Origin of the sequence: Pseudomonas saliphila (assembly GCF_008638345.1) — a bacterium.
GTDB classification, from domain to species: Bacteria; Pseudomonadota; Gammaproteobacteria; order Pseudomonadales; family Pseudomonadaceae; genus Halopseudomonas; species Halopseudomonas saliphila.
In genome coordinates this window covers 98477-121631 of record NZ_VTVA01000014.1, presented here as the reverse complement: position 1 = coordinate 121631, position 23155 = coordinate 98477, and the positions used below count along the sequence as shown (strand labels likewise).

24 protein-coding genes are annotated in these 23155 nt (G+C 58.0%); 9 read left to right on the top strand and 15 right to left on the bottom strand.

From position 1 onward, the window contains the following. Positions 1–87: 87 nt before the first annotated feature. From FHK95_RS14990 to FHK95_RS14975, 4 genes are all read right to left on the bottom strand, one after another. Positions 88–429 (bottom strand): zinc ribbon domain-containing protein YjdM, encoded by a 342-nt coding sequence (locus FHK95_RS14990; RefSeq protein ID WP_150305434.1) that lies wholly within the window; start codon positions 427–429, stop codon positions 88–90. 117 nt (positions 430–546) lie between these two features. After that, positions 547–1266 carry an extensin-like domain-containing protein gene (locus tag FHK95_RS14985; RefSeq protein ID WP_235906796.1) on the bottom strand — a complete coding sequence of 240 codons (720 nt, stop codon included), beginning with the start codon at positions 1264–1266 and terminating at the stop codon, positions 547–549. 23 nt (positions 1267–1289) lie between these two features. After that, positions 1290–1679 carry a hypothetical protein gene (locus tag FHK95_RS14980; protein ID WP_150305433.1) on the bottom strand — a complete coding sequence of 130 codons (390 nt, stop codon included), beginning with the start codon at positions 1677–1679 and terminating at the stop codon, positions 1290–1292. Positions 1680–1761: 82 nt separating this feature from the next. Beyond that, positions 1762–1968, bottom strand: coding sequence for a DUF3185 family protein (locus FHK95_RS14975; RefSeq protein ID WP_150305432.1), 207 nt, complete (start codon positions 1966–1968; stop codon positions 1762–1764). A 242-nt stretch (positions 1969–2210) separates the two neighbouring features. On the opposite strand from FHK95_RS14975, the gene FHK95_RS14970 reads away from it, so the two are divergent. Next, entirely contained in the window at positions 2211–3377 is a 1167-nt protein-coding gene (locus FHK95_RS14970) for a baeRF3 domain-containing protein (RefSeq protein WP_150305431.1), read from the top strand. Positions 3378–3434: 57 nt separating this feature from the next. On the opposite strand, the gene FHK95_RS14965 is transcribed toward FHK95_RS14970, so the two are convergent. The 6 genes from FHK95_RS14965 to FHK95_RS14940 all read right to left on the bottom strand — a co-directional run bounded on the left by FHK95_RS14965 (position 3435) and on the right by FHK95_RS14940 (position 9277). Then, positions 3435–3920: a DUF4440 domain-containing protein gene (locus FHK95_RS14965; protein WP_150305430.1), complete on the bottom strand. Its 486-nt coding sequence runs from the start codon at positions 3918–3920 to the stop codon at positions 3435–3437. A gap of 208 nt (positions 3921–4128) precedes the next feature. Further along, complete coding sequence (locus FHK95_RS14960) at positions 4129–4431, bottom strand: hypothetical protein (protein ID WP_150305429.1); 303 nt, start codon at positions 4429–4431, stop codon at positions 4129–4131. A 64-nt stretch (positions 4432–4495) separates the two neighbouring features. Continuing rightward, positions 4496–4819 (bottom strand): DUF2845 domain-containing protein, encoded by a 324-nt coding sequence (locus FHK95_RS14955; protein WP_150305428.1) that lies wholly within the window; start codon positions 4817–4819, stop codon positions 4496–4498. A 261-nt stretch (positions 4820–5080) separates the two neighbouring features. Beyond that, complete coding sequence (locus FHK95_RS14950; protein ID WP_150305427.1) at positions 5081–5299, bottom strand: YgdI/YgdR family lipoprotein; 219 nt, start codon at positions 5297–5299, stop codon at positions 5081–5083. Between the two features lie 174 nt (positions 5300–5473). Then, on the bottom strand, positions 5474–8068 hold the full coding sequence (gene acnB / locus FHK95_RS14945; protein WP_150305445.1) for a bifunctional aconitate hydratase 2/2-methylisocitrate dehydratase: 2595 nt from the start codon (positions 8066–8068) through the stop codon (positions 5474–5476). Positions 8069–8416: 348 nt separating this feature from the next. After that, a complete protein-coding gene (locus FHK95_RS14940) occupies positions 8417–9277 on the bottom strand; it encodes a universal stress protein (protein WP_150305426.1) in 861 nt (286 codons plus the stop codon). A 327-nt stretch (positions 9278–9604) separates the two neighbouring features. Here FHK95_RS14940 and miaE point away from each other — a divergent pair, with 327 nt between their 5' ends. Together miaE and FHK95_RS14930 are read left to right on the top strand one after the other, a co-directional pair. Beyond that, positions 9605–10204 carry a tRNA-(ms[2]io[6]A)-hydroxylase gene (miaE, locus tag FHK95_RS14935; RefSeq protein WP_150305425.1) on the top strand — a complete coding sequence of 200 codons (600 nt, stop codon included), beginning with the start codon at positions 9605–9607 and terminating at the stop codon, positions 10202–10204. A gap of 30 nt (positions 10205–10234) precedes the next feature. Further along, on the top strand, positions 10235–11068 hold the full coding sequence (locus FHK95_RS14930) for a substrate-binding periplasmic protein (RefSeq protein ID WP_150305424.1): 834 nt from the start codon (positions 10235–10237) through the stop codon (positions 11066–11068). Between the two features lie 66 nt (positions 11069–11134). On the opposite strand, the gene FHK95_RS14925 is transcribed toward FHK95_RS14930, so the two are convergent. Next, complete coding sequence (locus FHK95_RS14925; protein ID WP_150305423.1) at positions 11135–12076, bottom strand: LysR family transcriptional regulator; 942 nt, start codon at positions 12074–12076, stop codon at positions 11135–11137. Between the two features lie 172 nt (positions 12077–12248). Here FHK95_RS14925 and FHK95_RS14920 point away from each other — a divergent pair, with 172 nt between their 5' ends. Next, entirely contained in the window at positions 12249–13457 is a 1209-nt protein-coding gene (locus tag FHK95_RS14920) for an acyl-CoA dehydrogenase (protein WP_150305422.1), read from the top strand. A gap of 78 nt (positions 13458–13535) precedes the next feature. Here the strand turns inward: FHK95_RS14920 and FHK95_RS14915 are convergent, their stop codons facing one another. The 4 genes from FHK95_RS14915 to aat all read right to left on the bottom strand — a co-directional run bounded on the left by FHK95_RS14915 (position 13536) and on the right by aat (position 16767). Further along, positions 13536–14597 (bottom strand): AI-2E family transporter, encoded by a 1062-nt coding sequence (locus FHK95_RS14915; RefSeq protein ID WP_150305421.1) that lies wholly within the window; start codon positions 14595–14597, stop codon positions 13536–13538. A gap of 253 nt (positions 14598–14850) precedes the next feature. Then, entirely contained in the window at positions 14851–15069 is a 219-nt protein-coding gene (gene infA, locus FHK95_RS14910; RefSeq protein ID WP_080050557.1) for a translation initiation factor IF-1, read from the bottom strand. Between the two features lie 218 nt (positions 15070–15287). After that, positions 15288–15995, bottom strand: a complete 708-nt coding sequence (locus FHK95_RS14905; protein ID WP_150305420.1) for an arginyltransferase — start codon at positions 15993–15995, stop codon at positions 15288–15290. Between the two features lie 79 nt (positions 15996–16074). Continuing rightward, the gene (gene aat, locus FHK95_RS14900; protein ID WP_150305419.1) at positions 16075–16767 is read right to left on the bottom strand and encodes a leucyl/phenylalanyl-tRNA--protein transferase; all 693 of its coding nucleotides are present in this window, start codon (positions 16765–16767) and stop codon (positions 16075–16077) included. A 226-nt stretch (positions 16768–16993) separates the two neighbouring features. Between aat and FHK95_RS14895 the strand changes: the two genes are divergently transcribed. From FHK95_RS14895 to serS, 5 genes are read left to right on the top strand one after another with little or no spacing between them, the layout of a single operon-like run. Next, entirely contained in the window at positions 16994–19402 is a 2409-nt protein-coding gene (locus FHK95_RS14895; RefSeq protein WP_268977568.1) for a DNA translocase FtsK, read from the top strand. 21 nt (positions 19403–19423) lie between these two features. Continuing rightward, positions 19424–20059 (top strand): outer membrane lipoprotein chaperone LolA, encoded by a 636-nt coding sequence (gene lolA / locus FHK95_RS14890; protein ID WP_150305444.1) that lies wholly within the window; start codon positions 19424–19426, stop codon positions 20057–20059. Next, complete coding sequence (locus tag FHK95_RS14885; RefSeq protein WP_150305417.1) at positions 20043–21389, top strand: replication-associated recombination protein A; 1347 nt, start codon at positions 20043–20045, stop codon at positions 21387–21389. Before lolA ends, FHK95_RS14885 begins: the two co-directional genes overlap by 17 nt. Next, positions 21386–21757: a fluoride efflux transporter CrcB gene (gene crcB / locus FHK95_RS14880; protein ID WP_150305416.1), complete on the top strand. Its 372-nt coding sequence runs from the start codon at positions 21386–21388 to the stop codon at positions 21755–21757. The genes FHK95_RS14885 and crcB overlap by 4 nt, the downstream gene beginning before the upstream one ends. Before the next feature lie 39 nt (positions 21758–21796). Continuing rightward, positions 21797–23080: a serine--tRNA ligase gene (serS, locus tag FHK95_RS14875; protein WP_150305415.1), complete on the top strand. Its 1284-nt coding sequence runs from the start codon at positions 21797–21799 to the stop codon at positions 23078–23080. Positions 23081–23155: the final 75 nt, after the last annotated feature.

The following is a 23155-nucleotide window of genomic DNA, read 5'->3' as shown; positions in this document are numbered from 1 at the left end:
TGAACCATAGAATCTCCCACGGGTTTGTGCAGGTCGTGACTCTCCCGGCAAGGCTCACATTGGTGATGCCGGTGGGTGCCGTGCTTTTTAGCTCTTCTTGACGAATTCCGACTTCAGCTTCATGGCGCCGATACCGTCGATCTTGCAATCGATGTCGTGATCGCCATCTACCAGGCGAATGTTCTTCACCTTGGTACCGACCTTCACCACTGAAGACGATCCCTTGACCTTCAGGTCCTTGATTACCGTCACACTGTCGCCATCCTGCAGCAGGTTGCCATTGGCATCCTTGATGACGCGTGCGTCGGTGTCGGCGTCGCTCCCGGCGTCCTTGGCCCACTCGTGTGCGCATTCCGGGCACAGGTACATGGCGCCGTCTTCGTAGGTGTATTCGGAGCCGCAGGAGGGGCAGGGTGGGAATGTACTCATGACCAGAACCTTGTCGTAGATGAACCAGCCTCGCCTGAAGCGAGAATCAGGGGGCAGATGATGCCAGCCGTACCCGAAGCTGTCCATGCGACACAGTGCCAGTGCGACATTGCAGGCCTAGCGGCAATACCCAAACCCGCTGCCGTCGAGGTGGAAGTGGTTTTCGTGGGGTTGGTTGTAATCCGGGCCCAGGACCGTTCCGAAGTAGCCACAGGCGGCATCGTGCACTGCCCGCAGAAAGTCAGCCTTGTTCGGGGCGGCACTGCTGTCCCAATCCCGAAGCACCGAAATCTGTTCGCCGTTTTCCAGTCGGAAGGTGGCGATATCCAGTGCATTGGCGGTGGCATGTTGGCTCCGCCGTCCGCTGTCCCGATTATAGATGTTGCGGCAGGCGAAGCTGCCGAAATGATCTATGCGCGAAATGGAGCTGCCCATGTGCTCCTGCGCCAGCGGCTGGAGTTGATGACGCTCGAACATTACCCAGGCCACGGCAAGCGGACAGGTGACAGTAAAGGGTGAGTTGTAGGTGCTTTGAGAGCGGGTGATGCGTACCACGTTGGTCAGCGGGCAACCTTCTACGGGGGTGTAATCTTCCAGAGGCAGATAGTCCAGAGACCCTTCAGGCGCGGTTTCCAATACGGCTTGGCAGAGCTCCGCATCATCCTTGATTTGCGACAGCTTCCATTTGCCGACCGGCGTCATAGGATGGCTGATATCCAGCGGTTGCCATGGATTCCACTCTGGCGGCAGGTGCTGCCAGGGTTTGCTGGCCAGCACCCCGGCCAGGATGGCGAGCACTATCGCCCATTTGATCATGCGCGTAGCGACTGGCTTCAATCGTCCTCCGCTCTGGTTACCCGCTACCCATTACACGGCTCTAACTGCGCCGATGCCAGCTCACTGAGTGGACTGAATCCAATCCGTTGCGCCTCGGCAAGGTCTCGTTGGGCGATGGAAAATACGGCAATGGCACCGTCCGGCGCGCCGCACTGGGCTATGCGCATCATGCCGTCATGGCCACAGAATGCATCGGATACGCTGACGCCTGATTCCACCAACTGCAAGGCCAGTTCCGGAGCGGGGCTGCCAGGGTCGCCGCACTGGACCGATCCGACGGATTTATACACCTGAACAGTCTGGGGTATGGGAGGTTGCTTTGCGGGAGCGTCAGGAAAGGTTGGATAGGATGTGCTGCAGCCCGCCAACAGGATGGCGACAGGCATGGAAAGCCAGGCGATGGTGCTCTTCATCAGCAATACCGGTAATAAAGTGGGTGGTCGGTGTTTGCCGCCCGCGCCGCCTTGCGGCCCGCTTTGGCGGAGAATGAGTCCTTTAATTTCTGCGCAGGAGCGTCAGGACGACACCGGCAATGAGGGCCGCACTGCCAGCAATCAGATACCACATGGTTCCTTCGGTGAAACGCCCGGTAACGGATTCAACCACCTGCTCACCCAGAGACTGGGTTGACTGCCAACCGAAATACAGCAGGACCAAACCCAGAACCAACAGAACCATACCTATTATTTTTTGCGCCGCCATTTTCTACTCTCAACCAAAGATCCGTCATTGGATGACCTAGCTTATAGCCTGTTCCGCTCAGCGATACCACTGCGCTGCACGGAAAAGATCCGCTGAGTCCCCCCGCTTGAACTCATGGTGAAGGCCCTCGTCATAAGTTTATGAACAACAACGGAAACCCGCTCGTTGGTCGTCAGGCCAGGTTCGGCGGGCTTCGGCAGGACGTCGTCCTGTATTCCACCCGACCCATCGAGGAATCAGCCATGTCTGAACGAATCTCCCGCAATACACTGAATGAGCTGATAAAGATGGAGAAGCAGACATGCCTTTCCCTCTATATGCCCAGCCATCGCAGCTTTCCGGAGCGTGAGCAGAATCCCATACGCTACAAGAACATGCTGAGAGGGCTGCGAGAGCGGTTGCAGGCGCAGCTGCCAGACGTTGATGCGGCAGGATTGATGCGTCCATTCGATGCCCTGCTCGACGATCATGATTTCTGGATCCACCAGCGTGACGGTATTGCCGTGCTGGGGGGTGAACATTTCTTCAAGGTGTACTCGCTACAACACGCCGTCCCTGAATATGTCATCGTCAATTGCCACCCCTATCTAAAACCTTTGCTGCGGATCGTACAGTCCACCGATCGTTATCAGGTGCTGTGCCTGGCGCGGGACAAGGTACGCCTGTTTGAAGGCAACAGTGACGTTCTTGATGAGGTCGAGCTGGTGCCCGAGGTGCCTCGAAATCAGAATCAGGCGCTGGGTACTGAACTGACCGAGAAAGGCCAGTCCGGTCATCCCGGCGGCTATAGCGCAGCGAGCGAACGAGGGGATGCACAAACGCATGAGGCCGGCGGCCCGGGCAAACAAGCCGAAATAGACCTCGATCGCGACCGGTTCTTCCGGGTGGTTGACCGTGCCATTCTTGAGCACTATTCACGGCCCTCCGGATTACCGCTGATTCTGGCGGGTCTAGCGGAAAATCAGTCCTTTTTCCGCGCTCAAAGCCACAATCCGCAGTTGCTCAAGGAGGGCATCCAGCTCGGACAGGGCTCGTTGGACGTTCAGGCTCTGCAACAGCGCAGCAGCGAATTGATGGAGCGTCGCAGCAGCGAACGCGTGGAGGGGCTTCTTGATCAGTACGCCACCGCGAAACCGCAGAAGCAGGCAGGGGACGATCTCCGCGAAATCGGCAGCGCTGCTGCGCAGGGCAAGGTGGGCACGCTGCTGGTACAGGCCGACCGGGAAGTGCCGGGGCAGGTCGATAGGGATACAGGGGCAGTATTGCTCGATGAGACAGGGGATCAGACCGCAGCCGACGTGCTGGATGAGCTTATCCTGCTGGTGCTCGAGCGTGGAGGGGAGGTGCATATGGTTCCGGCCGAGCGTATGCCTGGCAGCAGCGGTGCAGCCGCGATTTATCGGTTCTGATTTTTGGAAACAGTTAGCGAGGCGAAGCGTGCAATCACGCATCGCCTCGCCTTGGCGTCACTCCGGCATTCTGGAAGAGTGGTGGCTGGTAATCTGCCATTTCGTTCCGTCCCAGCGGTAACTGAAACTGTACCGGCCCCTCACCACTGCATCCGTCCTGGCGAAGGCAAAGCTATACAGGCCAGCGTCCACTGCCATGTTGCAGCCGAGTTCGATGCTGCTCAAATCGATTGATCCGCTTGGCCCGTTCTGCATGAAATGTTCGAAGTAGTCCGCCTTTTCCACCGCTGAGAGGCGTGGCTGGTTGGAAACCGTCGGCAACAGAATCGAACCATCGGCATACAGGTTGACGACCTGTTGCGGATCGCCGCTCTGCAGGGCGTTATTCCAATCCTGGAACAGCGCTGCGATTTCGGCCTTGGTGGTGGCTTTGCAGGTTTCAGTATGTTCTTTCGAGACAGGGCTGGAAGACCGAGGCATGTCCTGGCTTGCGCAACCGGCGAGGAAGGCAAGAGCTACGGCGGACATCAGGGCTGGCTTCATTCGAAACTCCATTGGCAAGCATGAATACGACGTATGGGATGAAGTGCGGAGTCCGGTTCCGGGTATTTTTCCTGCGCGGATCTTATCAGAGCTTGTGATGAGAAGCCTCTGTATCGGGCCTTTCACGGGCAACATCAAACTACGCGGAGGTTTCAGCCGGTGCGAGCGCACCGGCCTGATGAGAACGTCGGGGTCGTATCAGACAAACCTAAAGTACTTCGACCTTGATCGCGCCGGCGCCCATGCCAAGCTCGGTGAGGCAGCGTTGCTCTACTTCAGACATGCCACCATCGTTGAGTTCGCGGGGAATCAGGATCAGCATCGGTTTACGCTTGAGAAAGCCAAAAGCGCCGATCTTGTGCAAACCATCCTTCAGGCAGTCTTCGGCTGGCTTGAAGGTGCCGACCAGTAACCGCTTGGTTGAATAGGGCGCGGCGGGGCGAACTGTCATCTGCTGCCCATCGGCAGCCAGTTCCATCCTGTCGCGAAAAATGTTCACTTCAATTTGCATGGGGTTACCTCCCTGTCATCTGGATTGGTGAGGATGCGTGCGGTGTCCGGAGGAATGCTCTGGCTCATCCGCCTATGCGTTCGCCGCGTTCAATGCTCACTACTTCACCCTGCTCGAATTGCATGCGAATCATGAACCTGCCGGGGCCTGGATTGTAAGTCCACTCCTCCACAGTGACGCAAGCCTGCTTCTTTCGTTTGAGGATGACGGGCTCGCGACAATAGGAATCGCGCATCGCCGGCTCGCCGCATTTGTGCAGTATTGCTGCTCTGGAATCCTGAGTGCTGGCAATTCCCTTGTCGCATCTGAACGACTGGGCCTGCGCGTTGCCGGTAGCCAGGAGGAGTGGACTGAGCAGTGAGAAAAGTGCGAGATGTTTAATGTTCATGGATAAGTCCGTTTATGCGCCATGGGCGTTGATGCATTCCCTGTCGATGCAGTTTCGTCAGCGGTCAGATCGGATGTGTGGGCTGAGCCCGGACATAGTGCCAGCCTCGTTGGCGAAACTGAATCCGGCATGTCTCATTTTGTGGCGGAGTTCCGTGGACTCAGTACTGGCGGATATGGAGCAAAACAGGATAGTCAGGGAGGGGGTGTTGCGGGGACGGAGGGTCAAAGGAAAAGCCGGGCGCATGGCCCGGCTGGCGTTTCAGCGTTCCTTGATTTCGCTCACTTCAGACTGGGGGATCTGGTTATAGCGTCCGTCCCTGTCCTGATACTCGATGAGCCCGGTATCCTCATCGATCTCTGGCTTGTTGTCGGCCTCGATCAGCCGCCCGTCATGGGTGCTGATGATGTATTCGTTGGCACAGCCGGCCAAAGTCAGAAAGCCCAGCGTGAAAAGGATAGCGACAATCCCCTTTTTCATATGTATCTCCTAGTGTTGAACGGTTTGCACACATCAGACTCATGGGTGTTTGCAATGTTCCGTCTGGCACTCAGCGGCTGGCGGCAACCTGACATGGTTATCAATCAGTGCCCTTGAGCGCACATCAGGTATAAAAAAACCTCGCCGAAGCGAGGTTTTTGTCGTGCCTGGTGCTTAGAGCTGAGCGACCGGAATGGACGCTGCAGCCTTCTGGTACGAGGCGATTTCGTTGAAGTTCATGTAGCGATAGATATCGCTGGCCATGCTGTTGATTTCAGCAGCATAACCCATGTATTCCTCAACGCTCGGTAGACGGCCCAGGATGGCTGCGACCGAAGCCAGCTCGGCAGAGGCCAGGTAGACGTCAGCGCCATCACCCAGACGGTTCGGGAAGTTCCGTGTGGAAGTGGAGACCGCAGTAGACTTGGCCGCGATGCGTGCCTGGTTACCCATGCACAGCGAACAACCAGGCATTTCCATGCGCGCGCCAGCCTTGCCGTAGATGCCGTAATAGCCTTCTTCGGTCAACTGGAACTGGTCCATCTTGGTTGGCGGAGCCAGCCACAGACGGGTCGGCAGGACGCCCTTGTTTTTCTCCAGTAGCTTACCAGCGGCGCGGAAGTGTCCGATGTTAGTCATGCAAGAACCGATGAAGACTTCATCGATCTTCTGACCGGCCACTTCAGACAGCAGACGGGCATCATCCGGATCGTTAGGCGCACACAGCACTGGCTCTTTTACATCGGCGAGATCGATTTCGATCACGGCGGCGTATTCGGCGTCGGCGTCAGCCTGCATCAGCTGCGGATCAGCCAGCCATGCTTCCATGGCCTGAGCACGACGTTCCAGTGTGCGGGCATCTTCGTAGCCCTCTGCAATCATCCAGCGCAGCAGCACGATGTTGGACTTCAGATACTCGGCAATCGACTCTTCGCTCAGCTTGATGGTACAGCCCGCAGCGGAACGCTCGGCCGATGCATCAGACAGCTCGAACGCCTGCTCGGTGGTCAGGTTGTTCAGGCCTTCGATTTCCAGAATGCGGCCAGAGAAGACGTTCTTCTTGCCTTTCTTCTCAACGGTCAGGTGACCTTCCTGAATCGCGAAGTAAGGGATCGCATGCACCAGATCACGCAGGGTGATGCCGGGCTGCATTTCGCCCTTGAAACGGACCAGTACGGATTCAGGCATGTCCAGCGGCATGACGCCGGTGGCCGCGGCGAAGGCAACCAGGCCAGATCCGGCCGGGAACGAAATGCCCATCGGGAAGCGGGTGTGCGAGTCGCCACCGGTGCCGACAGTGTCAGGCAGCAGCATGCGGTTCAGCCAGCTGTGGATGATGCCGTCACCGGGACGCAGTGCAACACCACCACGGTTGTGGATGAAGTCAGGCAGTGTGTGGTGAGTCGTGACGTCGATCGGCTTTGGATAGGCCGCGGTGTGACAGAACGACTGCATGACCAGGTCAGCAGAGAAGCCCAGGCATGCCAGGTCTTTCAGTTCGTCACGGGTCATCGGGCCAGTGGTGTCCTGGGAGCCAACGGTAGTCATTTTCGGTTCGCAGTACGTGCCCGGGCGAACGCCTTCAACACCACAGGCTTTACCGACCATCTTCTGCGCCAGGGTGAAGCCCTTGGTGCTGGAAGCCGGAACATCAGGCTTGCGGAACAGTTCTGTGCCCGGCAGGCCCAGCTCGGTACGCGCCTTGTCGGTCAGGCCACGGCCAATGATCAGCGGGATACGGCCACCGGCGCGGACTTCATCGAGCAGCACCTGAGTCTTCAGTTCGAAGGTGGTGATGACTTCGTCAGTACCGTGCTTGCAGACCTTGCCTTCGTAGACGTAGACGTCAATCACGTCGCCGGTGTTGATGTCGTTGACATCGAACTCGATAGGCAGGGCGCCTGCATCTTCCATGGTGTTATAGAAGATAGGAGCGATCTTGGTACCGAAGCAGAAACCGCCGGCACGCTTGTTGGGGACGTAAGGTACGTCATCACCGAAGAACCACAGTACCGAGTTGGTGGCAGATTTGCGCGATGAACCAGTACCGACGACATCACCGACATAGGCGACGGGGAAGCCCTTGGACTTCACCTCTTCGATCATTTTCAGCGGACCAGTGACGCCTTGCTCGTCTGGCACGATACCGTCGCGTGCCATTTTCAGCATGGCCAGCGCGTGCAGCGGGATATCTGGGCGTGACCAGGCATCAGGTGCAGGTGACAGGTCATCAGTGTTGGTTTCGCCAGGCACCTTGAAGACGCTCAGGCTGACCTTGTCGGCCACTGCAGGACGGTTAGTGAACCACTCGGCATCGGCCCAGGATTGCAGTACGGCCTTGGCGTGTTCATTGCCCTGTTTGGCGCGGTCGGCAACATCGTGGAAGGCGTCGAACATCAGCAGGGTGTGCTTGAGTTCCTTCGCAGCAGCGGCTGCCAGCTCTGGGTTATCGAGCAGTTCAACCAGCGTCGCGATGTTGTAACCGCCCTGCATGGTACCAAGCAATTCAACGGCGCGAAGCTTGGTCAGCAGGGGGGAGGTCGCTTCGCCCTTGGCTACGGCGGACAGGAAGCCAGCCTTGACGTAGGCAGCTTCGTCGACCCCTGGAGGTACGCGGTTGGTCAGCAGGTCGAGCAGAAATTCTTCTTCGCCGGCGGGTGGGTTGCGCAGCAGTTCAATCAGGCCAGCGGTTTGTTCGGCGTTTAGCGGCTGAGGCACGATGCCCTGGGCGGCGCGCTCTTCAACATGTTTGCGATAGGCTTCAAGCACAATTATTACCCTCATCAGTCTGTTCCGTTTGTAACGGAACGGTCATCCTCACGGACCATGACGCCGGATCTGAGGTTGGGTGCAAGCGCAGGCCCGATCTGGTGGGGGCAACCTGGGTAACTGGGTTGGCAGCTACAATATGGTCGCGGGCGAACGCCTGTCACACTCCCTAACGGCGCGCCGATTCTACAGTAAGCCTCGTCTAAAGTTAAGCTGCGGTGCGGGTAGACCTTGGGATGAGAAATGCGTGGCTCAACGGGCGGGGTTCTGGCGCGTTACCGCAATTCTTGGTCTGGGGAAGGCAGAGGTGGGGAAGCGTGGCAGGGTCTGTCGACCCTGCCGATGAGCTCACTTTTCCAGCAGATTCTCGAGATGGGCGAGCATGTCTTCAGGCTTGAGGACCAAGACGTCGCTGTGCAGTTGATCAAGCACGACTTCGGCCGTGTTACCGATAAGTGCTCCGGAGATGCCTGTGCGGGCGACGGTGCCAATGACGGTCACGCTGGCGCCGAGCTGTTTGGCCATTTTCGGAATCAAGGTGTCGGCCGGCCCTTCTTCGACGTGTAGCTGGGTCGGCGAAAGGCCGTACTGGTTAATATATTTGGAGGCTTCCTCGGTGTACTGCCGGGCGATGTTTTCGCGCAGCTGGTACACCGGATTGGCGGCGGACAGCATGGGAGCCGGGTGCGCACTGGCCAGATGAATCTCGCCATTAATCATTTCGGCGATATCAGCAGCGTGGCTGACGATGGTGTCATGCAGCACGTGGTGCTGATCATCATGATTACCCAGATCAACCGCAGCAAGCACCTTGCCGCCCATCCAGGAGTCTCCGCTCTTGACCATCAGTACTGGAGCCGGACAGTAGCGCAGGAGTTTCCAGTCATCAGGCGTTAGTAGCGCTTTTTTAAATGCGCTATCTGGCAGATGCTGCTTGATCAGCAGGCCACAACCCTCCCGGCGCAGCTCCTGAACGACAGTGTCGGTCATGCTGTTGTGCCAGGCCTGTGCATGGGAGACCGTCAAGCCCTCACTGCGAAGTCCGGTGCTGAGCTCCTCCAACAGAGGTGTATAGTCCTGCCGGTTTTCGCATACCAGCAAATGCAGCTCGGCTTCTATGACGCCGGCAATCAACTTGCCGCGGGTCAGTGCGAGATGTTCTGTCTGGCTAGGATCAATGACGACCAGAATACGTTTAATGGCTTGCATGGCGCTCCCTTTTTCAAGCTATCGCTAATCAGAAACATGCCGAACACGGTAGTGCTCAGCCTTTCAGGGTCGAAGTCTCGCTAAGAATGCCTGTTTAGAGCATCCGATGCGGGCGTGAACCCGAACCGATTTTCTGTTCCACTTCGTCTGTCAGACCTGGGCATGCTACGTTTGTCAGCGGTTCCCTGTGTTTACTCGTTCCTACTCATTCCAATGTAGCCTGTTTTAAACTATATGCCGTTGATTTGCATCAACGTAGTTGGTGCCGCTGGCGAGGCTGCCCGTATAATTCGTCAAATCAGTATCTGATCACATACAAGAGCTTTCATGACCCTTCCGGAAGAATTAGTGGCGTTCCTGCCATGTGCTACACCCACTGCATGGATCAGTCAGGCGCTGGAGCATCCAGACGAGCTATTGATTGATCACGCCAACTGCGAAAAAAAAGCTGCGTCCACTGCATTGAATCTGATGTTCCGCTATATCGACAAACCGGAGCTGTTGCAGAAGATGTCGCGCCTGGCACGCGAAGAGTTGAAGCATTTCGAACAGGTGACGGCATTGATGACCAAGCGCGGTATCACCTACCGCGGCCTGTCAGCCAGCCAGTATGCCCAGCGCTTGCGCGGACATGTGCGCACGACCGAGCCGGGTCGGCTTATCGATACCCTGATCATCGGTGCTTTTATAGAGGCACGCTCCTGCGAGCGCTTTGCCTGTCTTGCGCCTTATCTGGATAGTGAACTGGCTTATTTCTACCGGTCGCTGCTGAAATCCGAAGCGCGGCATTATCAGGACTATCTGAACCTGGCACGCCAGTACGCGGATGGTCCTATTGATGAACGTATTGCGTTCTTCGCCGGGATCGAAGCCGAGGCGATAGCGCAACCCGACACCGAATTTCGTTTTCATAGCGGAGCGGTCTAGGAAGCAACCACAGGATTCACAGGAGACAATATGAAGCGATTGGCGAGATCTTCCCTGGCGGCGCTGGTGCTGCTTGGTACGGCGCAGGCGCATGCCGCAGAGGGTGCCTGTGAGCGCATCGTGGTGACGGGTAATCCGCAATATCCTCCTGTGCTGTGGGTCGATCCGGAGAATGAAGACAAGCTGATTGGCGCAGGCGTCGAGCTTCTGGAACTGGCGCTGGAAGGGACGGGAATAACAGTTGAGGTGATGAATACCGGGCCCTGGTCACGGGCGCAGGAAGAAGTTCGCAGTGGTCGGGCGGATATGCTGGCCGGGGCGTTTCTCACCCCGGAGCGTTTGACCTACATGGACTACATTCACCCGTCTTACGTCGAAATCCCGAGCGTGCTGTTCGTCCGTAAGGGGCAGGCATTTCCCTATGGTGGCTGGGATGATCTGCAGAGCAAGCGTGGCAGTACGCTGGTGAACAACAGTTTCGGTTCGGCTTTCGACACCTATGCCAAGGATCACCTGGATATCGAACAGGTTCCCTCGGTCGAGCAGTCCTTTCGGCTGCTGCTGAGTGATCGTGTCGACTATGTTGTTTACGAGCGCTACCAGGGTCTGGCGATCGCGGAGGGGCTGGGTATCACCGATGAGCTGGATGTGCTGGAGGGGTCGTTGATCAATGAAGATCTGTACTACACCGTCTCGCACAATTCGGCCTGCAACTCCCCGGCGCTTCGCTCGGCGCTGGCGCTGGGAATGCACAAAGTAGTCAGTCAGGGTGAGCCGCGGCGTCTATTGGAGAAGTATCGGGAGCAGTGGGCGAGTCAGTTCATGCCTGAAGCGAGAAAGGGCGCGCCTGAGGTCAGTGAGTAAAGGGCGCAACCGGGAAGGCGCCTGGACAAGCGCGTTCCCCGGTTTTGCGGGCTGATGCAGCTGGATTCAGGAGGTCGCCAGTTCTTCGCGTTCTTTCGAGTCCCTGCGCTCAAGCTGTTGACTTAATTCAATTATTTGCTCGCGCATCCAGCGGTTGGCCGGGTCCTGGTCGGTGCTTTCGTGCCAGAACAGGTGACTCTCGATGGCTGGCACATCGTTGATCGGCAGGGCCGTCCAGTGCAGGTTATGGCGGCGTGCGAAGCGCTCGGACACCGTCATCACCAAGTCGGTGGATTCCAATACCAGGGGCGCCATCTGATAGTGCTGCGAGCGCATGACCACGCGCCGTTGCAGCCCCACTTTTCCCAGCGCAAGATCAACATGACCCAGGCCATTGCGACGGCTTGAGATGTGGATGTGCGACTGGGCCAGGTAATCATCGAGGGTTATCTTCGCCTTGCTGGCCAGCGCATGGCCTTTGCGCATGACGCACACATAGCGGTCTTCAAACAGCTTGACGTGGCGTACCTGAGTATCGGTATTCAACGGCGCATCAATGGCGAAGTCCAGTCGCCCGGCAGCCAGTTCCTTGGTGGTTTCACGACGCTTGGTCAGAAAGCTGTCGATATTCACGTTAGGCGCAAGCCGGCAGATACGTGCAGCAAGGTGCGGCAGGATAACCGCCTCTGACAGGTCGGTCATGCTGATGCGGAACGTCTTGGTGGCCTGGTCGGGATTGAAACTCCGGCTCTCTTGCACCGACACCCGCAATAGCTGCAGAGCGTGGCGGACCGGTGTGATGATGTTCTGCGCCATTGGGGTGGGCACCATGCCCTGGGCGGTCCGCACGAACAGCGGGTCGTTGAAGGTTTCACGCAGTCTGGCCAGCGCGTTGCTCACAGCAGGCTGGGTGATACCGACGATCTGGCCGGCGCGGGTCAGGTTGGCTTCAGTGTAGATGGCGTCAAATACAATGAACAGATTCAGGTCGACTTTACCGAGGTTCATCGCAAAAAATCCTTCCGTCGTTATGCCTCAAATCGAGACAGGTATGCTTAAGTTCTTGGCGAGAGTATATATTGATTGTATGAATGTTAATACACGCCGGAAATGCCTTCGATATATTCCGCTTTCTCATCTAGCATCGGGCTTGTCATGAACAACACACAGGCGCACAGCTATGGATTTCGGATATTCTCCCAAGGTCAAGGAACTGCGTGAACGCGTAGACACCTTTATGCAGGAATTTGTTTTTCCGGCCGAGTCGATTTTTCACCAGCAGGTCAATGAAGGCGATCGCTGGCAGCCAACTGCTATTGTCGAAGAGCTCAAGCAGAAAGCGCGCGCAGAAGGGTTATGGAACCTGTTTCTGCCTGAGTCGGAGCTGGGTGCCGGTCTGACCAATCTCGAATACGCTCCGCTGGCTGAGCTGATGGGCCGTTCAGGGCTGGCTTCCGAGGCGTTCAACTGCAGCGCACCGGACACCGGTAACATGGAAACCATCGTCCGTTATGGCAATGATGAGCACAAGGAACAGTGGCTCAAGCCGTTGCTCGCAGGCGAGATCCGCTCCTGCTTCGGTATGACGGAGCCAGGCGTAGCGTCATCCGATGCAACCAATATGCAAGCCAATGCGCGCCGCGAAGGCGATGAGTGGGTGATCAACGGCCGCAAGTGGTGGACGTCGGGCGCGTGCGATCCGCGTTGCAAGATCATGATCTTCATGGGGCTGACCAATCCCGAGGCGCCGCGCCACCAGCAGCATTCGATGATCCTGGTGCCGATGGATGCGCCCGGCTTGAAAGTGATTCGTCCGTTGCCAGTGTTCGGCTATGACGATGCGCCACACGGCCATGCGGAAGTCATTTTGGAGAACGTGCGCGTTCCCTATACCAACGTGCTGTTGGGTGAAGGTCGGGGCTTTGAGATCGCTCAGGGTCGGCTTGGGCCTGGACGTATTCACCACTGCATGCGCTCCATTGGTGCGGCTGAACGTGCGCTGGAACTCATGTGTCGCCGCTCCGTCGAGCGCGAAGCTTTTGGCAAGCGTCTGGCGCAACTGGGCGGCAACATCGATCTGATCGCCGAATCACGCATCGAAATCAATCAGGCGCGGCTGCTTACGCTGAATGCGGCGTACATGATGGACACCGTGGGTAACAAGGTAGCCAAGAGCGAAATCGCTCAGATCAAGGTCGTCGCGCCGAACGTGGCGCTGAAGGTGATTGATCGCGCGATTCAGATGCATGGTGGCGCGGGCGTGTCCGAAGATACGCCGCTGGCGCATATGTACGCCATGCAGCGGACATTGCGTCTGGCTGATGGCCCGGACGAAGTGCACCGGGCCTCCATTGGCAAGATTGAGCTGGGTAAGTACATGGCGCGGTAAGCCTGACTTGCAGTAAAAGAGCAGCCCGCGGATTTCGCGGGCTGCTTCGTTCTGGACGGATCAATCTCAATCCGTTGCCTAGCCCTCGTCCTCGGCGCGGTCACCCAGAATATCCTGCACATACAACATGTTGACTAAAACCATGCCTGCAGCAGCGAGCGGCGTGGCCAGAATCAGACCGAGCGTTCCAGCAAGCAATCCGAACAGTATCTGGATACTGATGGTCAGCGCTGGCGGCATTTCCACGATGCGGTGTTGTAACCAGGGCGTGAGTCCCCAGCTTTCAATGGCCTGTACGCCCATATACAGCGCAACCACCCAGAGGACGGTGTCAGTGCCCTCGAGGGAGGCCAGTAGAATCGCCGGAATGATTGCCAGGATCGGGCCGATGTTGGGGATGAACGAGAGCAGGCCTGCGATCACGCCAAGGACCAGCGCCAACTCGATACCGATGAACCACAGGCCGACGGTGGTGAGCACGCCGATCAGCAGCATTTCCAGTAGCTTGGCGATCAGCCAGGATTGTAATGTCGAACCTGTTTCGTGCAACACCTGTTTGGCCCGAGGACGGTAGCCCAGCGGGATCAACTTCAGAAAGCCGCCGACGTATGTCTTGGGCCCAATGCTCAGGCAGATCCCCAGCACAAAAGCGATCGCGAAACTGCTGAACGCGCCAGTGATGGAGGACAGTACGCCCGTCACAACGCTGAATACGCCGGTGCTTTGCTCTACCGCCTGCTCCAGACGGTCTCGCTGCTCCAGAACGAAACTCATCCAGGTCGAGTCTTCAGCGCGTGCGCGCCACTGTTCGAGTGCGCGGGGAAGGTTATCCGCCAGGGATTCGAACTGTGCGCTGATGCTTGGCGCAAGGAGAAACCCGGCTGCGCCCAGCGCGATGATGAGGAGGACGAAGAAAAGCAACAACGAGACGCCGTAAGGCATGTGAGTCTTGTCGGCCATCCATTGGGCTATGCCATTGAACAGCACGCCGAACAGAATCGCCGCAAAGATAAGCAGCAGGAACTCGAAGGCGAGCCATGAAATGATGCAGAACAGCACTACTAGCGCCAGAACGCTGGCCTGCACCAGGGTTCTAGTCCCGACGGCGCGGGGGGAGTAGGGATCACCTTGGTCTGTCATTGAGAAACTCCATGCTGGCGGCCTACAAAGGCGCGCATTTTCACGTGATAACTGCCGCGAAGTGATTGGTGAGCGGATTTGATTCCGCTCATCGTAAAGCTTGCGATAATCAGCAGTTAGGACTGTGTGCAAGGAGCATCGTTCAGCCACGCAACATGGTTCAGCCACGCAACAACGCCATCCGAAGTACCACCGGATGGAGCGATCGAAGGAGCTGGCGTTGTCGTGTAGGTGCTAGCGGGTCGGCTCGGTATTAACGAGCGCGGTAGGTGATGCGGCCCTTGGTCAGGTCGTACGGAGTCAATTCGACACGGACCTTGTCGCCGGTCAGGATGCGGATGTAATTTTTGCGCATCTTGCCTGAAATGTGGGCAGTCACGACATGGCCGTTTTCCAGTTCTACGCGGAACATGGTGTTAGGCAGGGTGTCGATGATGGTGCCTTCCATTTCAATACTGTCTTCTTTCGCCATTAAGCAAAGGCCTCTCAATTTCGGTTCATTAAGCAGGCTATTAAAATGATGCCCGCAAAAAAGGTGAGCAATTGTGCCCTAAAACGGCCGGGCAGCCAAGGTCGGCACCCAATTATATGACGAAGACTCGCAGCGTCGGTTCGCCAGTGCCCGGGAAAATACCTGAATGCGTGTTCGAAGGCTTCTGTCAGAGCGATGTTGCAGGTGTCAGGTGGGCGTCAGTTGACGACAATCCAGCGCTGATTGACCAGCATTTCGATGGGACGGTATTCGGTCTTGTAGTTCATTTTCTTGCAGTTCTTGATCCAGTAGCCCAGATATACAGCCTGCAGATTGCACCGGCGTGCTTCCTCGATCTGCCAGAGGATTGCGTAGCGGCCAAGGCTGCGGCGCTGCTCGTCCGGGTCATAGAAGGTGTATACAGCAGACAGGCCATTGATCATCTGATCGGTAACGGCGACGGCCAGCAGTTTTCCGTCCAGACGGAACTCATAGAAGATGCTGAACGGCCACTTGCGCACCAGAAACGAAGTGAATTGCTCCCGGCTCGGCGGGTACATGTCGCCGTCGGCGTGGCGAGCCTCAATATAACGCGCATACAGCGAATAAATTTCTTCAGTGGTCTCGGGAATGGTCCCTGCCACCACCAGATCGCGGTTGCGCTTGAGGATGCGCTTTTGCGCCGAACTCGGAAGAAAACTGTCGACCGGCAGACGCGCCGCGATGCAGGCCGTGCAGGTGCGGCAATGAGGGCGATACAGATGGTCTCCGCTGCGTCTGAATCCCAGCTCGGACAAGCGGCTGTAGGTCACCGTATCGATTGGCTTCTGGGGATCCAGAAACAAGGTCGTAGCCTGCTCATCCGGCAGGTAGCTGCAGGCATGGGGCTGTGTTGCGTAGAATTTCAGATGTGACAGATCGGTCATGGTCGTAGCTTCAATACGCTTTTCCAAGGAGTATAGGCCGCGCCACCAGGCGCATCAAAGAAACCGCGCCAGCCAGGAGTCAATCGGCTCGTGGCCAGCAGTCAGGCGTTCCCTCGGTGCACAGGCGCGCAAGGAGTAATCTGAACTCACGCCGCGGAATGCTCTCGGCGCCCAGGCTGAACAGGTGCTCGGTTGGCATCTGACAATCAATCAGCTCAAAGCCCCATTCGCCAAGCTGCTCCACCAAGCGGATGAACCCAGTCTTGGAGGCGTTGGTTTGCCGGCTGAACATGGACTCGCCGAAGAACACCTTGCCTAATGCGACGCCATAGAGCCCACCAATCAGCTGATTACCATCCCATACTTCCACGGAATGGGCGATGCCGCGCGCATGCAGTTCACAATACGCTGCTTGCATCTCCGGCGTAATCCATGTGGAGTCGGTGTAATCCCTTGGCTCCGAGCAGGCGGCCATGACGCCCGCGAAGTCCTGATCCATAGTGCTAGTGAAATGCGTCTGACGGAGAAACTTGCGCATGCTGCGTGAGATATGCAGCTTCTCCGGGCGCAGTATGGTTCTGGGATCGGGGCTCCACCACAACAGTGGTTGACCCTGTTGATACCATGGAAAAATTCCGAGCCGGTAGGCGCGTTCCAGGCGGGCAGGGGAGAGGTCACCTCCTACAGCCAGTAGGCCATTGGGATCTGCCAGTGCGTGTTCCGCTGCAGGAAAATCCAGGTTGTGCGGGCTTAGCCAGCTTATTTGGCTCATGGCGTCTCACCGAGTCGTTTATACATAAGACCTTTCATCAGCAAGATGATATAAGTTATTGTCTCGATTAAAGATAGTGCTTACTTGGTACTGAACGCAAATGCGTAAACGAGGTCTGCTCGAATACGCGAAACCCAGGCAAGTCTGCCTCCGACCACCGGCGGTTGTGAAATCAGCCGCGGTAGGCCGTACAATAGCGCCCTGAACAATGACGGAAGCCAGAACGTTGAAGGATACCCGATCCCAGAAAGCAGCCCATCTAGCGGTGCGCGAACAGCTGAGTCTGCGACTGCGCGAAGGCGCATTGCTGGCGATGATCGCCTTGTGCCTGTACCTGTGCATGGCTCTATTCACCTACGATCTCAGCGATCCAGGCTGGACGCGCAGCGGTAGCGTATCGCAAGTGCAGAACGCTGGGGGACAGATGGGCGCCTGGATCGCCGATGTATTGCTGCTGGCGCTAGGTTATCTGGCGTTTCTGTTCCCGGTGATCGTCGCAGTGAAAGTCTGGCAGATGTTTCGCCGCCGGCATCAGCCATTCATCTGGAACGGCTGGTTATTTTCCTGGCGTCTGATCGGTTTCTTCCTGACCTTGTTTGCCGGCACCGCACTGGCAGCCTTGCATGGCACGGCCCCGGAAAGCTTTCCAGATGGTGCGGGTGCCGGCGGGATACTGGGTCAGCTCCTGCGCAATCTGGCCTATCCGGCCCTGAACCTACATGGCAGCACGCTGGCGTTTCTGACGCTGTTCCTGTTCGGTATCACCGTATTCACCAATCTGTCCTGGTTCAAGGTCATGGACCTAACCGGACGTATCACCCTGGATCTGCTGGATCTGCTCAAGCGGGCATGGAGCGGCTGGACTTCGCGTCGGGCCGCCGATCGATCGGAACGCGAGGAGACCGTGCGTCCATCACGCAGCCCGGCACCGCGCAAAGAACCGTCTATTTCCAGCGAGGATCGGCAGCGTGCCGACGATCTGCGCGCCCAGCGTCAGCAGTCGCTCGAGCGGCATGTTGCATCCCAGCAGACCCGTCAGCCGCCGGAAATCGTGCCCCCCGAGAAGAAGCCGATCGAGCCGAGCAGCCGCCTGCAGAAAGAAAAACAGTCAAGGCTCACCTTCGACAGCGTTGAGCCGGGTTCGCTGCCACCGATATCGCTGCTCGATGCGCCCAGCAAGAAAACCAAAGGGTTCTCAGCTGAATCACTTGAGGGTATGTCGCGCCTCCTCGAGTTGAAACTCAAGGATTTTGGCGTCGATGCCGAAGTCGAGAAGGTCCAGCCGGGTCCGGTTATTACCCGCTTTGAAATTCAGCCTGCTGCCGGGGTCAAGGTCAGCAAGATATCCAACCTGGCCAAGGATCTGGCGCGTTCGCTGGCAGTTATCAGTGTGCGGGTGGTGGAAGTGATCCCCGGCAAGACGACTGTCGGCATCGAGATACCCAACGAAGACCGGGAAATCGTGCGCCTGTCCGAAGTGCTGCAAACGCGGGAATTCGATGAAGCACATTCGCCGGTGACCCTGGCGCTGGGGCATGACATCGGCGGCAACCCGGTGATGGCCGATCTGGCGAAGATGCCGCACTTGCTGGTGGCCGGTACCACCGGCTCGGGTAAGTCTGTCGGCGTGAACGCCATGTTGCTGAGCATCCTGTTCAAATCTCACCCGGAAGAGGTGAGGCTGATCATGATCGACCCGAAAATGCTCGAGCTGTCCATTTATGAAGGCATCCCTCATCTGTTGGCCCCTGTAGTGACCGACATGAAGGAAGCGGCCAATGCGCTGCGCTGGTGCGTGGCGGAAATGGAGCGGCGTTACAAGCTGATGGCGGCGATGGGTGTGCGTAACCTGGCCGGCTTCAACCGCAAGGTCAAGGACGCGGAGAAGGCCGGCACGCCGTTGACCGATCCGCTATATCGCCGTGAATCCATGGATGATGAGGCGCCGGAGCTTGAGTCACTGCCGACCATCGTCGTGGTGATCGACGAATTCGCCGACATGATGATGATTGTTGGCAAGAAGGTGGAAGAGCTGATAGCGCGGATCGCCCAGAAAGCGCGTGCGGCGGGTATCCACCTGATTCTCGCTACCCAGCGGCCCTCGGTGGATGTGATAACCGGTCTGATCAAGGCTAACATCCCCACCCGTATGGCGTTCCAGGTCTCCAGCAAGATCGACTCGCGCACCATTCTTGATCAGGGCGGCGCGGAGCAGCTGCTCGGTCACGGTGACATGCTGTACATGCCGCCAGGTACCAGCCTGCCGGTGCGGGTGCATGGCGCCTTCGTATCCGACGAGGAAGTCCACCGGCTGGTCGATGAGTGGAAGCTGCGCGGCGAGCCGAACTACATACAGGACATCCTGGATGGTGTTGACGACGGCGGTGCTGGCGCCTTCGACAGTGCCGGGGGCGGCAGTGGCGACGACAGCGAATCAGATGCGCTGTATGACGAAGCGCTGCGCTTTGTCACCGAAAGCCGTCGCGCCTCGATTTCAGCAGTACAACGCAAACTCAAGATAGGCTATAACCGCGCTGCAAGAATGATTGAAACCATGGAAATGGCCGGCGTAGTAACACCCATGAATACCAACGGCTCGCGCGAAGTGATCGCGCCGCCGCCCGTGCGCGATTAAGCGGAGATACCCCTTATCATGATGAAAACCCTGTTGCGCTCGACACTGTCTGCGCTTTGCCTCGTCAGCCTGCCGTTCACGGCCATGGCCCAGGGGCAGGGCGAGGCGGCCGAACGCCTGAATGAACTGCTGTCGTCGGCCAGGACCATCACGGCCGACTTCTCGCAGATGACGCTCAGCTCCAATGGCGCCAGCATGCAGGAAACCGAGGGCACGCTGGAGGTCAAGCGCCCCGGCATGTTCCGCTGGCATACCGACCCACCGCTGGAGCAGGAGCTGGTGTCTGACGGGCAGAAGATCTGGTTGTATGATCCGGATCTTGAGCAGGTCACCATCCAGAGCCTGGATCAGCGCATGTCACATACGCCGGCGTTATTGCTGTCCGGCGATGTCAGCACCATAGAAGAAAGCTTCACCATCAGCTGGAACCAGGGCGGCACTGTCGAAGACTTCGTGCTTGAACCCAAGGACAACGAGTCAATGTTCGACAATCTGCGGCTGTCCTTCCGCGATGGCGTGCTCAACGATATGCAGATGAGTGACCCTATTGGTCAGCGCACCAACATCCTGTTCCAGAACGTGGAAATGAACCCTCAGCTTCCCGACAGCCGGTTCACCTTCGAGATTCCTCAGGGAGTCGATGTCATCAGTGAATAGCACGGGGCTGTTTGACGACCGGGCACCTCACCAGCCACTGGCTGCGCGCATGCGCCCGGCCAGCCTGGATGAGTACGCCGGTCAGTCCCATCTGCTTGGGCCGGGGCGCCCGCTGCGGGTCGCGCTGGAGCAGGGCGCGCTGCACTCGATGATCTTCTGGGGCCCGCCGGGGGTGGGCAAGACCACCCTGGCCAAACTGCTGGCCACCCTGACCGATGCCCATTTCGTGACGATTTCGGCGGTACTCGCCGGGGTAAAGGATATCCGTCAGGCGGTCGAGACCGCCAGGCAGCAGGCCGCGCAGAACGGCCGGCGGACTATCCTATTTGTTGACGAAGTGCACCGTTTCAACAAGTCACAGCAGGACGCCTTTCTGCCCTATGTGGAAGACGGCACCTTGCTGTTTATTGGCGCGACCACGGAAAATCCGTCCTTCGAGCTGAACAATGCCTTGCTCTCGCGCGCCAGGGTCTATGTACTCAAGTCGCTGGATGACGAAGCGCTGAATGATCTGCTGGACCGCGCACTGAATGATGCGCGCGGGCTCGGCGAGCACAAGCTGTCGATCGACGACGAAGCGCGCAGCATATTGCTCAGCGCCGCCGACGGTGACGCCCGCCGGGTGTTGAATCTGCTGGAAATTGCGGCTGATCTGGTCCCGGATAACGGCACCATCGCAGCCAGCCTGGTCAGTGATTTGCTGAATGACACCCGGCGTCGATTCGACAAGGGTGGCGAAGCCTTCTATGACCAGATCTCGGCGCTGCACAAGTCGGTGCGCGGCTCCAATCCGGACGCCTCACTGTACTGGTTTGCGCGAATGATCGATGGCGGCTGCGATCCACTGTATGTTGCCCGGCGCGTGGTCCGTATGGCCAGCGAAGAGGTCGGCAATGCCGACCCGCGTGCTCTGGAGCTGTGTCTGAATGCCTGGAACGTGCAGGAACGCCTGGGTAGTCCGGAGGGCGAGCTGGCGGTGGCACAGGCGATTGTCTATCTCGCCTGTGCGCCCAAGAGCAATGCGGTGTACAAGGCCTACAACGCGGCGATGAAGGATGTCGCCAGCCAGGGGTCACTCGAACCGCCATTGCATCTGCGCAATGCGCCGACCAAGATGATGAAGGAGCTGGGTTACAGTCAGGGCTATCGCTACGCCCATGACGAACCGGGCGCCTACGCCGCCGGCGAGGATTACTTCCCGGAAGAGTTGGAGCCGCGCCAGTATTACCACCCGGTCAATCGCGGACTCGAATCCAAGATATCCCAGAAGCTGGAACACCTGCGTCAGCTGGATGAGCAGAGCACGGTCAAAAGGAGAACTGATCGGTGATAAGGACTATCGCAGTAATCGCCCTGGGTGGATCCCTTGGAGCCCTCGCGCGGTTCGGTCTGGCACAGTGGATCACTGCACACTGGCCGAAATCCTTTCCCCTGGCGACCTTTGCGGTCAATCTGATTGGCTGCCTGCTCATCGGTATACTCTATGGCCTGTGGTTGCATCGGCCGGAGCTCTCGCCCTTGTTACGCCAGGGCGTGTTCATTGGCTTCCTGGGAGCCTTCACCACCTTTTCCACGTTCTCGCTGGATACCCTGCGGTTGCTCGAGAACGGCGAGAGCCTGATGGCTCTTGGATATATCCTGCTCAGTGTGTGCATCTGTCTGATTGCCACCTGGGCCGGCCTGTCGCTGACCCGTTGAGTCGTCAGGCTGCCACCAATAAACCATAAGTGATGACCCATGCTTGATCCGAAACTGGTCCGTAATCAAACCCAGCAGATCGCTGAACGCCTTGCCACCCGCGGTTTCGAACTTGATATCGTTGCGCTGGAGTCTCTGGAATCACGCCGCAAATCAGTGCAGACCCGCACCGAAACATTGCAGGCCGAGCGCAACAGCCGCTCAAAATCCATCGGCCAGGCCAAGGCGCGTGGCGAAGATATTCAGCCGCTGCTGGCCGACGTTGACCGTATGGGCGAAGAGCTTGCTGCCGCAAAGCAGGAGCTGGATGCGGTTCAGACGGAAATGGACGCTTTATTCCTGACCATGCCCAACCTGCCTGATGAAAGCGTACCGGTCGGCAAGGACGAAGACGACAACGTCGAAGTGCGCCGCTGGGGTACGCCGCGTGAGTTTGATTTTGAAGTAAAAGACCACGTCGCGCTGGGCGAGCGCTATGGCTATCTGGATTTCGAAACGGCGGCCAAGCTGTCTGGCGCGCGGTTTGCAATCATGCGCGGGCCCATCGCGCGGCTGCACCGTGCACTGGCCCAGTTCATGCTGGACGTCCATATCAACGATCACGGTTACGAAGAAGTCTACACGCCGTATCTGGTGCAGGCCGAGGCGTTGCTGGGGACCGGTCAGCTGCCCAAGTTCGAGGAAGATCTGTTCAAGGTCCCGCGTGGCGATGACCAGCGTGATCTGTACCTGATACCGACGGCTGAAGTCTCACTGACCAACATGGTCAGTGGGGAGATTCTCAGCGCAGACCAGTTGCCGATGAAAATGACTGCGCATACGCCGTGTTTCCGTAGTGAAGCCGGTTCCGCCGGGCGCGACACCCGCGGCATGATCCGCCAGCATCAGTTCGACAAAGTCGAGATGGTGCAGATCGTGCGCCCGGATGCGTCGATGCAGGCGCTCGAAGAGCTGACCGGTCACGCCGAGGATATTCTCCAGCGTCTTGAGCTGCCGTACCGGGCCCTGGCGCTCTGTACCGGCGATATGGGCTTCGGTGCGGTCAAGACCTATGACCTGGAAGTATGGATACCCAGTCAGGGCAAATACCGCGAGATTTCATCCTGTTCCAGCTGTTCGGACTTTCAGGCACGCCGCATGCAAGCAAGGTGGCGCAACCCGGAAACCGGCAAGCCGGAACTGGTGCATACCTTGAACGGTTCCGGTCTGGCCGTGGGGCGTACACTCGTGGCCTTGCTGGAGAATTATCAGCAAGCTGACGGCAGCATTCAGGTTCCGGCGGCGTTGCAGCCGTACATGGGTGGTATCGAGCAAATAGGCTAACCGGAGATGGACCCTCGCAGCCCTGTTCCCGCTGCGAGGCTGGCGCGCCTATGCGACGCCAGCGAACCCAAGTGT